This is a genomic window from Pseudomonas sp. GW821-FHT01A09, assembly GCF_058986725.1.
Genome location: NZ_JBYSWB010000015.1, coordinates 37,761 through 50,577 on the forward strand (window position 1 = coordinate 37,761; position 12,817 = coordinate 50,577).

Below are 12,817 nucleotides of genomic sequence, written 5' to 3' on the forward strand. Positions count from 1 at the left end.
ACGGCAGGGTTCCATGAAGACTTGCGATGCAACACGCACCAGACGCAACATTTTGCCAGATAGCAGGGTCCAGATGCCCACGAGTGTTGTTCATTCACATCACAGGAGCAGGGAATGTTCGAATCCGCCGAGATCGGCCACGCCATCGACGACGATACCTACGAAAAACAACTGCCGGCCCTGCGTGAAGCGCTGCTCGACGCTCAGTTCGAGCTCAAGCAGCAATCGCGCTTCCCGGTCATCATCCTGATCAACGGCATCGAAGGCGCGGGCAAGGGCGAGACGGTCAAGCTGCTCAACGAGTGGATGGACCCGCGCCTGATCGAGGTGCGCACCTTCGACAAGCAGACCGATGAAGAGCTGGCCCGCCCGCCTGCCTGGCGCTACTGGCGGCAGCTGCCGGCGAAGGGGCGCATGGGCGTGTTTTTCGGCAACTGGTACAGCCAGATGATCCAAAGCCGTGTGCACGGCGACTTCGACGACGCGGTGCTCGATCAGGCCATCGGTGAGGCGGAGCGCCTGGAGCAGATGCTGGTCGACGAAGGCGCATTGATCTTCAAGTTCTGGTTTCACCTGTCCAAGAAGCAGATGAAAGCGCGGCTCAAGGCCTTGCAGGACGACCCGCTGCACAGCTGGCGTCTGAGCCCGCTGGACTGGAAGCAGACCGACACCTACGACCGCTTCGTGCGCTTTGGCGAGCGTGTGTTGCGGCGCACCAGCCGCGAGTACGCGCCTTGGCATGTGATCGAAGGCGTGGACCCGAATTACCGCAGCCTGGTGGTGGGCAATATCCTCCTCGAAGGGCTGCAGGCAGCGCTCAAGGCGCCCGTCGAGCCCGTGCGTCAGGCCATGGCGCCGGTGGGCGAGAGCATCGATGGCCGCAGCCTGCTGGGTAGCCTCGACCTCAATCAGCAGTTGGAGAAGGACGACTATCACCAGCAACTGATAGAGGAGCAAGCGCGCCTGGCGACCTTGCTGCGCCACAAGCGCATGAAGTCCCACGCCCTTGTGGCGGTGTTCGAAGGCAACGATGCCGCGGGCAAGGGCGGGGCGATCCGCCGCGTGGCCGCCGCCCTCGACCCGCGCCAGTACGCCATCGTGCCGGTGGCGGCGCCGACTCAGGACGAATTGGCCCAGCCGTACCTGTGGCGCTTCTGGCGGCAGATTCCGGCGCGGGGCAAGTTCACCGTGTTCGATCGCTCCTGGTACGGCCGCGTGCTGGTGGAGCGGGTCGAGGGCTTCTGTTCGGAAGCCGACTGGATGCGTGCGTATAGCGAGATCAACGACTTCGAGGAGCAGTTGAGCGAGGCCGGCATCATCGTCGTCAAATTCTGGCTGGCGATCGACGAGCAGACCCAGCTGGAGCGCTTCAAGGCCCGCGAGAAGATCCCGTTCAAACGCTACAAGATCACCGAAGACGATTGGCGCAATCGCGGCAAGTGGGGGCTCTATCGGGATGCGGTGGGGGACATGGTCGACCGTACCAGTACGGAAATCGCGCCATGGACGCTGGTGGCCGCCAACGACAAGCGCTCGGCGCGGGTAAAGGTGTTGCGTACGATCAATGAGGCGATCGAGGCGGCCTTCAAAAAGGACAAGAAACGTTGATACCCCTGTAGCGAGGGAGCTTGCCCCCGATCGCGCTGCGCCAGACACTCCGGTGGCACTAAATCTTTCGGGGGCAAGCCCCCTCGCCACAGGGTCATGCGGTGCAGCGAGTAAAGGGGGTTCAATGCCGGCGCTGGATCCGCTCTACGTATGCGGCCATCTCTTTTTCGGCTTCTTCGCGAGTGGCGAACGGGCCTTCCAGGGAATTCTCGCGGGTGCTGAAGTAGAACTGGCCATTGACCAGGCTGAAACGCTCTGCGCGGAAGTGAGTCGCGGCGTTGGCGTCTTGTGTGCGTTTACCGAACATGACAGCTCCCCAAATGAGGTTCAGTGATTTGAGCATATGAGTATCTGCCGCTGGAGTCCGTGCCGGCCGGCCGACCAGCGGTCACCACTGGGCAATACTGCGCCAGCATAGTGCATAAATGTGGCTGTCTGCGCGCTCGTCGCGCGGCTACACTTGCCGCTCCCCCCGCCACAGGGCATGAGGCTCTACATGCATATCACTTCCGGACGCTGGGCCTACGGGCTGTTGCTGGCGTTGGTTACCGCGCTGCTTTGGGGCGTTCTGCCGATCAAACTCAAGATAGTCCTGCAAGCCATGGACCCGATCACGGTGACCTGGTTTCGCCTGGTGGGTGCCGGCGGAGTCCTGTTCATCTATTTGAGCCTGACCCGGCGCCTGCCGTCGTTTCGCCCGCTGGGCCGCAAAGGCTTCGGCCTGGTGGGGCTGGCGGTGGTCGGGTTGGTGGCTAACTACGTGCTGTATCTGTTCGCTCTGCAATTGATCAGCGCCGGTACCGCGCAGCTGATGATTCAGGTCGGGCCGATCTTCTTGATCCTGTGCAGCCTTTACGTGTTCAAGGAGCGTTTCAATCTGGCTCAGTGCATTGGCATGGTGGTGCTGCTGAGCGGCTTCGGGCTGTTTTTCAATCAGCGTGTCGGTGAGCTGCTGGGCTCCATGGGCACCTATACCACTGGGGTGCTGCTGGTCTTGCTGGCATCGGCGGTGTGGGCTTTCTATGCCATGAGCCAGAAGCAACTGCTCAACCAATGGAATTCGCTGCAGGTGATGATGGTGATCTACCTGGGGTGCGCGCTGGTGATCACGCCTTGGGCACATCCCTTGGAGGCCTTGAGCCTGACCCCGGTGCAAGGCTGGCTTCTGCTGGCGTGCTGCCTGAATACGCTGGTCGCCTATGGCGCCTTCGCCGAGGCGCTGGCGCACTGGCAGGCCTCGCGGGTGAGTGCGACTTTGGCGCTGACGCCCTTGGTGACCTTCGCTTCAGCGGCACTGGGGTCGAGCTTGTGGCCGGACCTGGTGCATAGCGAGGAGGCCAATGGCCTGGCGTATTTCGGCGCGCTGGTGGTGGTGGCCGGGTCGGCCATGGTGGCGCTCGGCCCAACGCTGATGGCGAGTTGGCGGACGCGCCAGGCAGCGGCTGAGTCGCCCCAACCGTCCTGACGCCAAGCCCTGTGGCTAGGGGGCTTGCTCCCGATGGGGTGTGTCAGGAAGAAATTAGGTGTCAGACACATCCAATCGGGGGCAAGCCCCCTCGCTACAGGTTTTCAGCCCAGCATGTTCTCCGGCCGCACCCACTCATCGAACTCGGCTTCGGTGAGGAAACCCAGTTCCAGCGCCGCTTCGCGCAAGGTCTTGCCTTCGCCATAGGCCTTCTTGGCGATCTGCGCCGCCTTGTCGTAACCGATGTGGGGATTCAGCGCGGTGACCAGCATCAAGCCCCGCTCCAGGTGCTCGGCCATCTTCTCGGCATCCGGTTCCAGGCCGGCGATGCAGTGGGTCTGGAAGTTGCTGCAGCCATCGGCGAGCAACCGCACCGATTGCAACAGGTTATGAATGATCACCGGCTTGAACACGTTCAGTTGCAGGTGCCCGTGACTGGCCGCCATGCTGATCGCCAGATCGTTGCCCAGCACCTGGCAGGCGAGCATCGACAGCGCTTCGCACTGGGTCGGGTTGACCTTGCCGGGCATGATCGAGCTGCCCGGTTCGTTGGCCGGCAGACGCACTTCTGCGATGCCGCCGCGAGGGCCAGAGCCCAGCAGGCGCAAGTCGTTGGCCAGTTTCATCAAGGTCAGCGCCAGGGTTTTCAAGGCGCCGGCCAGAGTGGTCAGCGGCTCATGCCCGGCCAGCGCGGCAAACTTGTTGGGCGCAGTCACGAACGGCAGGCCTGACAGCGCTGCCAGTTCGCCGGCGATCGCCTCGCCAAAGCCATGGGGGGCGTTCAAGCCGGTGCCCACGGCGGTACCGCCCTGGGCCAATTCGCACACGGCGGGCAGGGCCGCACGGATGGCGCGCTGGGCGTGGTCGAGTTGCGCCACGAACGCCGAGATTTCCTGGCCGAAGGTGATGGGCGTGGCGTCCATCATGTGCGTACGGCCAGTCTTGACCAGATGCATGTGCTTGGCCGAGAGCTCGGCCAGGCCCGCGCTCAGTTCGGCGATCGCCGGCAGCAAGTCGCCCTGAACCGCTTGCACGGTGGCGATGTGCATGGCGGTGGGGAAGCAGTCGTTGGAGCTTTGCGAGCAGTTGACGTGGTCGTTGGGGTGCACCGGCGATTTGCCGCCGCGGCCCTTGCCGGCCAGCTCGTTGGCACGCCCGGCGATGACTTCGTTGACGTTCATGTTGCTCTGGGTGCCGCTGCCGGTCTGCCATACCACCAAGGGGAATTGGTCGTCATGCTCGCCGGCGAGCACTTCATTACTGGCCTGTTCGATCAAGCGCGCGATATCGGCGGGCAGGTCGCCATTGCGATCATTGACCCTGGCGGCGGCCTTCTTGATCAGCGCCAGGGCGTGCACCACCGCCAGCGGCATGCGCTGGTCGCCGATGGCGAAGTTGACCAGCGAGCGCTGGGTCTGCGCCCCCCAGTAGGCCTGTTCCGGAACTTCAACCGGACCGATGCTGTCTGTTTCCGTGCGGCTCATGCTGCTCTTCTCCTGTCGACGTGCTCGCGGCCAAGGCCTCGAGACGTGCATTGTCCTTTCAAGGTCTCGCGCTGGCGGTTGCCAATTGCCGAGGTTGAGCAGTTTAGGTGCTCATTGACGACCTGGGTTCCATTCCCTGCCGATGAGCCGTCCATACGTTGTGCGTCTACCGGGCTTGAGCGACACGCCGGGTTGGGCGCAGAATGGTCGATTCCGGGGCTCTTGCCTCAGCTGCTAATTTAAGGAAACTCGATGACACGTCTTCGCGCCCTCTGTACCGCGGCCTTTTTCGTCTGCGCCAGCGGCCAGGTGCTCGCTGATACCGCCAGCCACAACGCCAGTGCTGAATCGTTCCTGATGATGGCGCATGCCGACAAACTCGGTACCCCGGTGTACATGCAGGTCCAGCAGATGTTCGCTCAACGCTTCGAGCAGGCCAACGCGCCCGACTCCAAGAAAGCCGTACTTGAAAGCTACCAGGCCAAAGCAAACGCCGCCCTGGATCAGGCCATCGGCTGGCCGAAGCTCAAGCCGGACATGATCAAGCTGTATACCGACAACTTCACCGAGGCCGAGCTCAAGGACCTGGTCAAGTTCTACCAGTCGCCACTGGGCAAGAAGGTCCTGGAAAAAATGCCCCAGGTCACCCAACAGTCGGCTCAGCTGACTCAGGCCAAGCTGGAAAGCGCCGTGCCTGTGGTCAACAAGCTGCTGCAGGACATGACCACCGAAATCACCCCGGCCAAGCCAGCTGCACCGGCCGCTGCTGCACCGGCTAAAAAGCCGTAACGGAGCCGGTCATGTCCATGCACCAACGGATCGAACAGACCCTGGCCTTGCTGCAGCCCAGCCATCTGCAGGTGCTCGATGAGAGCCACATGCACAGCCGGGGCACGCAGACGCACTACAAGGCCGTGGTGGTCAGTGAGCGCTTCGCCGGGCTCAATAGCGTCAAGCGCCACCAGTTGGTGTATGGCACGCTGGGCGAGCTGATGGGCGAGTTCCATGCCCTGGCCTTGCACACCTACACCCCGCAGGAGTGGGAGCAGACCGGCGCCGCGCCGGCTTCGCCTACCTGCGCCGGTGGGGGACATTGATCCAGGGCACGCCTTGATCCGCTGTTGTTTGCTAGAATATGCGCCGCGCTTTCAGCCGGCGCATTTTTTATGGCGGTGTGCAATCGGGGCAATCCCCCCGCCGCCGCCCTGCAGCGAGGGGGGCTTGCCCCCGAAAAAACAGCAGCCTTTCTACCCCGGTCCGCCCTTTGCGAGGGTGACCACCAGGAGCGTTCCAACCATGACTCGACCCATAGTCGTGGCGGCCTTGTACAAGTTCGTCACCCTTGAAGATTACGTGCAACTGCGTGAACCGCTGTTGCAAGCCATGACCGCCAACGGCGTCAAAGGCACCCTGCTGATCGCCAAAGAAGGCATCAACGGCACAGTCTCCGGCACCCGCGAAGGCATCGACGGCCTGCTGGCCTGGTTGCGCAACGATCCACGCATGGTCGATATCGATCACAAGGAATCATACTGCGACGAGCAGCCGTTCTACCGCACCAAGGTCAAGCTGAAAAAAGAGATCGTCACCCTCGGTGTGCCCGGCGTCGACCCCAACCGCAAGGTTGGCACCTACGTCGAGCCTCAGGACTGGAACGCGTTGATCAATGATCCTGAAGTGCTGTTGATCGATACGCGCAACGACTACGAAGTGTCGATCGGTACCTTCGAAGGCGCCATCGATCCCAAGACCGCCTCGTTTCGTGAGTTCCCGGACTACATCAAGGCCAACTTCGACCCCGCCGTGCACAAAAAGGTGGCGATGTTCTGCACCGGCGGTATCCGCTGCGAGAAGGCCTCCAGCTACATGCTCGGCGAGGGCTTCGACGAGGTCTATCACCTCAAGGGCGGCATCCTCAAATACCTCGAAGAAGTGCCCCAGGAACAGAGCAAGTGGCAGGGCGACTGCTTCGTGTTCGACAACCGCGTGACCGTTCGTCACGATCTGACGGAGGGCGACTATGATCAATGTCATGCCTGCCGCACGCCGATCAGCGTCGAGGATCGTGCCTCGCAGCACTACGCTCCCGGGATCAGCTGCCCGCATTGCTGGGATACCCTGAGCGAGAAGACCCGCCGCAGCGCCATCGATCGGCAGAAGCAGATCGAGCTCGCCAAGGCGCGTAATCAGCCCCATCCCATCGGCCATAACTACCGCAAAGCCTCAGAGGTCTGACATGCCCAGCCGCCTGCTCTACGTGATGGACCCCATGTGTTCATGGTGCTGGGGGTTCGCCCCTGTCGCGCAGGCGCTGATCGAGCAGGCTCAGGCTGCAGGCGTCAACACCCACCTGGTGCTCGGCGGCTTGCGCACGGGCGCCGGCGCGGCGCTGGACCCAGCCAAGCGTGCCTATATCCTGGAGCACTGGCAGGCGGTCAAGGAAGCCACCGGCCAGCCCTTCAGCCTCGATGACCCGCTGCCTGACGGTTTTGTCTATGACACCGAGCCCGCGTGCCGGGCGGTGGTGGCGGTGCGCGAACTGGACGCCGAGAGTGCCTGGCCGATGGTACGGCAGATTCAGCAGGCGTTTTATGCCCAAGGCCGTGACACCACCCGCGCCGATGTGCTGGTGGAGCTGGCTGAAGCCGCTGGTGTGCCGCGGATCGAATTTGCCGGGGCCTTCGATACCAAGCCGATACATGAGGCCACGGCGCAGGATTTCGCCTGGGTCCAGGACCTGGGCATCGCCGGCTTCCCGACCATGCTCGTCGAGCGCGATGGCCAGCTGGCGTTGCTGACCAATGGCTATCAACCTCTGGAGCCGCTTGCTGCGCTGCTCAGCCGCTGGCTGGAGCGTGGCAAGGATGCGTGACTTCGATACCGCCACGTCACTGTGCACTGTAGCGAGGGGGCTTGCCCCCAAAAACCGCATCAGTGACATCGCCGCATCAGACGCACCGCTATCGGGGGCGAGCCCCCTCACTACAGGGAATCAGGTCGGGAGCCGTTATTCGTGATGGGAAACGACCGCCTGACCTGGGCCGAGATCCGCCGTCTGGCGCTGCGCCATCGCAAGGCCTTGTGGCTGGCCAACGGTGTGGCGGTGCTGGCGACGCTCTGTACCGTGCCGGTGCCGCTGCTGTTGCCCCTGCTGGTCGACGAGGTGCTGCTCGGCCACGGTAACGCGGCGCTGCAATGGATGAATCATCTGCTGCCCGTCAGCGCGCAGAAGCCGGTGGGCTACATCGCCTTGATGCTGGTGTTCACCCTCGGGCTGCGCCTGTGCTCGCTGGTATTCAACGTCATCCAGGCCCGGCAGTTCGCGCGGTTGTCCAAGGACATCGTCTATCGCGTGCGCCTGCGCCTGATCGAACGCCTCAAGCGCATCTCCCTGCGCGAGTACGAAAGCCTGGGCAGCGGGACCGTGACCACCCACCTGGTCACCGACCTGGACACCCTGGACAAATTCATCGGCGAAACCCTGAGCAAGTTTCTGGTGGCCATGCTCACCCTGGCCGGCACCGCCACCATCCTGATGTGGATGCACTGGCAGCTGGCGCTGTTGATTCTGCTGTTCAACCCGCTGGTGATCTACGCCACGGTACAGCTGGGCAAGCGGGTCAAGTCGCTGAAGAAACTGGAAAACGACAGCACCTCGCGATTCACCCAGGCGCTGACCGAAACCCTCGATGCCATTCAGGAGATCCGTGGCGGCAACCGGCAGGGTTTCTTCCTTGGTCGCCTTGGCCTGCGGGCACGGGAAGTGCGCGATTACGCCATTTCCTCGCAATGGAAAAGCGACGCGTCGGGGCGCGCCAGTGGCTTGCTGTTCCAGTTCGGCATCGACATCTTCCGCGCGGCGGCAATGCTCACCGTGCTGTTCTCCGACCTGTCGATCGGGCAGATGCTGGCGGTGTTCAGCTACCTGTGGTTCATGATCACCCCGGTCGAGCAATTGCTGAACCTGCAGTACGCCTACTACGCCGCCGGTGGCGCCATGACCCGCATCAACGAGCTGCTCGCCCGCGCCGACGAGCCGCAGTACGCCGGCGGCATCGACCCGTTCGCCCAGCATCGCACCGTGGGTATCGATGTGCGCGGGCTGTGTTTCGGCTACGGCGACGAACCGGTGCTCGACCAGCTCGACCTGTCGATCTTGCCGGGCGAGAAAGTCGCCATCGTCGGCGCCAGCGGCGGTGGCAAGAGCACCCTGGTGCAGCTGCTGCTGGGGCTCTATACGCCGAGCGCCGGGACCATCCGCTTTGGCGGCGCGACGATGCAGGAAATCGGCCTGGACACCCTGCGCGAACACGTCGCGGTGGTGCTGCAACATCCGTCGCTGTTTAACGACAGCATCCGCGCCAACCTGACCATGGGCCGCGAGCGCACCGACGACGCCTGTTGGAACGCCCTGCAGATCGCCCAGTTGGACGTCACGGTACGGGCTCTGCCGCAAGGGCTGGACAGCGTAGTGGGGCGTTCCGGAGTGCGCCTGTCCGGTGGTCAGCGCCAGCGTCTGGCCATTGCGCGGATGATCCTCGCCAACCCCCAGGTGGTGATCCTCGACGAGGCCACTTCGGCCCTCGACGCTGCCACCGAATACAACCTGCATCGGGCCATGACCCACTTCCTGCAGGGGCGCACCACCGTGATCATTGCCCATCGGCTGTCGGCGGTGAAGCAGGCCGATCGCGTGGTGGTGTTCGACGGTGGCCATGTGGCCGAGGACGGCGACCATCAACAACTGATCGCCGATGGCGGGCTCTACGCGAAGCTGTATGGACATTTGCAGCAGGTGTGATATTCATTTCCCGCTGCACTGCGAGTTGTAAAAAAAATCACCGCCGATGGCAAAAGGATGGCTATGTGCTTTGACCCATAGCCTACGCTGATGTGAGCGACGTTATACCTGCCACTGTCTGACTGTGCTGATGCAAGGGACCTCATGAAGCAAAATCGGACTCTCGAAAAGCCGCACCTGTTGGGTATCGTCTGGCCATTTATCGCCGTCGTCATCCTGTTGGCGTTGCTGGGCTGCGTGAGTCTGTACGCCATGTCGGCGGTGCGTGGGTACGTGGCGGGCGAGAGCCTGTGGTCCAAGGGCCAGAAAGACGCGATCTATTACCTCAGCCTGTACGCCGACCATCCCGACGAGCAGATCTTCGCCAAGTACCAGCAGGCGATGGCCATTCCCCAGGGCAGCCACGACCTGCGCATCGCCCTCGACCAACCGGTGCCCGATATCGACAAGGCGCGTCGCGGCCTGGCTCAGGGCGGCAATCATGCCGATGACTTTTCCGGGGTGATCTGGTTCTTCCTCAATTTCCGCCATTTCAGTTATTTCGCCCAGGCCATCGACCTGTGGACCATCGGCGACGGCTATCTGGTGCAGCTCGATCGCTTGGCGCAGCAGATGCATACCAGCCTGCAGGGGGGCGAGGCCTCGGTGCAGGATCTGGCCCGCTGGAAGCAGCAGATTCTCGAGATCAACGATGGCGTCACGCCTGCCGCCGTGGCCTTCAGTAATGCGCTGGGGCAGGGCTCGCGGTTCATGCTCAAATTGCTGATGGCGGTCAATCTCGGGACCGCCCTGGTGCTGATCGCCCTGGCGTTGTGGCGTACCAGCAAGCTGCTGACGCAGCGCCAGGCCTTCGCCGTGGCGCTGCAGGCCGAAAAGGACCGGGCGCAGATTACCCTGGCCTCGATCGGCGACGGGGTGATCGCCACCGATGTCGAAGGCTCGATCGTCTACATGAACCCGGCCGCCGAGCACCTGACCCACTGGAACGCCAATCAGGCCAGCGGTCTGCCCTTGGCGGCGCTGTTCAACCTGCTGGACGAAAACGCCGAAAAAGACGCCTATACCCTGATCGAACGCATCTACGGTGGGCAGCTCAACGGCGGCAGCGAGCACGCCAAACTGATCCAGCGCCTGGACGGCAGCACCGTGTCGGTGACCCTGGTCGGCGCCCCGATCATGACCGAGGGCAAGGTCGGCGGCACAGTGCTGGTGCTGCACGACATGACCCAAGAGCGTCAGTACATCGCCAACCTGTCCTGGCAGGCCACCCACGATGCCCTGACTGGCCTGGCCAACCGACGCGAATTCGAATACCGCCTCGAACAGGCGCTCAATGGCCTGATGCGCCAGCCGAGCCGCCATTCCCTGATGTTTCTGGATCTCGATCAGTTCAAGCTGGTCAACGATACCAGCGGCCATGCCGCCGGCGACGAGTTGCTGCGGCACATCTGCGCACTGCTGCAATCGGGCCTGCGCGAAGGCGACACCCTGGCGCGGCTGGGGGGCGATGAGTTCGGCATCCTGCTGGAAAACTGTCCGCCGGATGCTGCCGAAAAGATCGCCGAGGGCCTGCGCGAAACCGTGCAGAACCTGCACTTCGTATGGAAGACCCGGCCGTTCATGACCTCGGTCAGCATCGGCCTGGTGCATATCACGCAGATGCCGACCAGCCTCGAAGCCTCGCTACGCGCCGCCGACATGGCGTGTTACATGGCCAAGGAGAAGGGCCGTAATCGTGTCCAGGTCTATCACGCCGATGACACCGAACTGTCGGTGCGTTTCGGCGAAATGGCCTGGGTGCAGCGCTTGCACATCGCACTGGAAGAGAACCGTTTTTGCCTCTACAGTCAGGAGATCGCCGGTCTTGACCCCTCGGCGCAGCGTGGCGGGCACATCGAGGTGCTGCTGCGGCTGCAGGACGAAAGCGGTCGGATCATCCTGCCGGACAGTTTCATTCCGGCGGCCGAGCGCTACGGGTTGATGACCACGCTGGACCGCTGGGTGGTGCACAACGTGTTCAAGGTCATTGCGCAGTGCATCAGTGAAACGCCCTCCGATTCGGCCACGCCGCTGGCACTGTGTGCCATCAATCTGTCGGGCAGCAGCATCGGCGATGACGAATTCCTCGATTACCTGCAGGAACAGTTCCGTCGCTTCTCGATACCACCGAACATGATCTGCTTCGAGATCACTGAAACCAGCGCCATCGCCAATCTGGGCAGTGCCATCCGTTTCATCAATGAGCTCAAGGCGCTGGGGTGCCAGTTTTCCCTCGACGATTTCTGCGCGGGCATGTCGTCTTTTGCGTATCTCAAGCACTTGCCGGTGGATTACCTGAAGATCGATGGCAGCTTCGTCAAGGACATGCTCGACGACCCGATCAACCGTGCGATGGTCGAGGTGATCAACCATATCGGTCATGTGATGGGCAAACGCACCATCGCCGAGTTCGTCGAGACACCATTGATTGAACAAGCCCTGATGGAGATCGGGGTCGATTATGCGCAGGGGTACCTTATCGAGCGGCCCCAACCTTTTACCTGTGACAGTTTGCGACGGATCGATGAACGCCTCAGGCCCTTACTTTTCAAGGCTCCGGGTACTTTCCGTTGAAGACTGCCATGGCGCGGGTTTTTTCCAACGCAAAGGAAGTAGTCGATGAACGATGTCTTTGAAGGTTTCACCCGAACCGGTCCACTCATGGAAGCCGCCAGCTACCCGCTGTGGGTGCAGCAGCTCATCAGCGATTGTGCCGAGAGCAAGCGCCGGGTGGTCGAGCATGAGCTTTACCGACGCATGCGCGATAACACGCTCAGCCCGAGGACGATGCGTCAGTACTTGATCGGCGGTTGGCCCGTGGTCGAGCAGTTCGCCCTGTACATGGCGCAAAACCTGACCAAGACGCGCTTTGCCCGCCACCAGGGCGAGGACATGGCGCGGCGCTGGCTGATGCGCAACATTCGCGTCGAACTCAACCATGCCGATTACTGGGTGCACTGGGCCAACGCTCATGGTGTCAGCCTGGAGGATTTGCAGGCGCAGAAAGTCTCGCCGCAGTTGCATGCGCTGAGCCACTGGTGCTGGCAGAGTTGTTCGACGGACCCTCTGATGATCGCCATGGCCGCCACCAACTACGCCATCGAAGGGGCGACCGGTGAATGGGCGGCGATTGTCTGCAGCCAGGACACCTATGCCAACGCCTTTCCTGAGGAGGGCCGCAAGCGCGCCATGAAGTGGCTGAAGATGCATGCCCAGTATGACGACGCCCACCCGTGGGAAGCGCTGGAAATCGTCTGCACCCTGGCGGGCCGCAATCCGTCGCGGATCATCCAGGCGGATATCCGCAAGGCGGTGTGCAAGAGCTATGACTACATGTTCCTGTTTCTGGAGCACTGCATGGAGATCGAGCGTGGCGGAGCCAAGGTAGCGCACGTCAACGCGACTGCCGATGCCCTGTAG

11 protein-coding genes are annotated in these 12,817 nt (G+C 62.5%); 9 read left to right on the forward strand and 2 right to left on the reverse strand.

Annotated features, from left to right (window positions below):
* The first annotated feature begins 114 nt into the window (after positions 1 to 114).
* Positions 115 to 1,608 carry a polyphosphate:AMP phosphotransferase gene (pap, locus tag AC3WJP_RS17640; protein ID WP_493723282.1) on the forward strand — a complete coding sequence of 498 codons (1,494 nt, stop codon included), beginning with the start codon at positions 115 to 117 and terminating at the stop codon, positions 1,606 to 1,608.
* Between the two features lie 121 nt (positions 1,609 to 1,729).
* Here pap and AC3WJP_RS17645 read toward each other — a convergent pair whose 3' ends face one another.
* Positions 1,730 to 1,915: a DUF6316 family protein gene (locus tag AC3WJP_RS17645; protein WP_493723281.1), complete on the reverse strand. Its 186-nt coding sequence runs from the start codon at positions 1,913 to 1,915 to the stop codon at positions 1,730 to 1,732.
* 189 nt (positions 1,916 to 2,104) lie between these two features.
* On the opposite strand from AC3WJP_RS17645, the gene AC3WJP_RS17650 reads away from it, so the two are divergent.
* The gene (locus tag AC3WJP_RS17650; protein WP_493723280.1) at positions 2,105 to 3,073 is read left to right on the forward strand and encodes a DMT family transporter; all 969 of its coding nucleotides are present in this window, start codon (positions 2,105 to 2,107) and stop codon (positions 3,071 to 3,073) included.
* A 104-nt stretch (positions 3,074 to 3,177) separates the two neighbouring features.
* Here the strand turns inward: AC3WJP_RS17650 and AC3WJP_RS17655 are convergent, their stop codons facing one another.
* On the reverse strand, positions 3,178 to 4,557 hold the full coding sequence (locus AC3WJP_RS17655; protein ID WP_493723279.1) for a class II fumarate hydratase: 1,380 nt from the start codon (positions 4,555 to 4,557) through the stop codon (positions 3,178 to 3,180).
* Positions 4,558 to 4,809: 252 nt separating this feature from the next.
* Here AC3WJP_RS17655 and AC3WJP_RS17660 point away from each other — a divergent pair, with 252 nt between their 5' ends.
* From AC3WJP_RS17660 to AC3WJP_RS17690, 7 genes are all read left to right on the forward strand, one after another.
* Positions 4,810 to 5,346 carry a DUF2059 domain-containing protein gene (locus tag AC3WJP_RS17660; protein ID WP_493723278.1) on the forward strand — a complete coding sequence of 179 codons (537 nt, stop codon included), beginning with the start codon at positions 4,810 to 4,812 and terminating at the stop codon, positions 5,344 to 5,346.
* A gap of 11 nt (positions 5,347 to 5,357) precedes the next feature.
* Positions 5,358 to 5,654, forward strand: a complete 297-nt coding sequence (locus tag AC3WJP_RS17665) for a BolA family protein (RefSeq protein ID WP_226505225.1) — start codon at positions 5,358 to 5,360, stop codon at positions 5,652 to 5,654.
* 199 nt (positions 5,655 to 5,853) lie between these two features.
* A complete protein-coding gene (gene trhO / locus AC3WJP_RS17670) occupies positions 5,854 to 6,792 on the forward strand; it encodes an oxygen-dependent tRNA uridine(34) hydroxylase TrhO (RefSeq protein WP_493723277.1) in 939 nt (312 codons plus the stop codon).
* Between the two features lies 1 nt (position 6,793).
* On the forward strand, positions 6,794 to 7,429 hold the full coding sequence (locus tag AC3WJP_RS17675) for a DsbA family protein (protein ID WP_493723276.1): 636 nt from the start codon (positions 6,794 to 6,796) through the stop codon (positions 7,427 to 7,429).
* Between the two features lie 144 nt (positions 7,430 to 7,573).
* Positions 7,574 to 9,358 (forward strand): ABC transporter ATP-binding protein, encoded by a 1,785-nt coding sequence (locus tag AC3WJP_RS17680; protein ID WP_493723293.1) that lies wholly within the window; start codon positions 7,574 to 7,576, stop codon positions 9,356 to 9,358.
* A 144-nt stretch (positions 9,359 to 9,502) separates the two neighbouring features.
* Positions 9,503 to 11,971 (forward strand): EAL domain-containing protein, encoded by a 2,469-nt coding sequence (locus tag AC3WJP_RS17685; RefSeq protein ID WP_493723275.1) that lies wholly within the window; start codon positions 9,503 to 9,505, stop codon positions 11,969 to 11,971.
* Between the two features lie 45 nt (positions 11,972 to 12,016).
* Positions 12,017 to 12,817: an iron-containing redox enzyme family protein gene (locus AC3WJP_RS17690; RefSeq protein ID WP_493723274.1), complete on the forward strand. Its 801-nt coding sequence runs from the start codon at positions 12,017 to 12,019 to the stop codon at positions 12,815 to 12,817.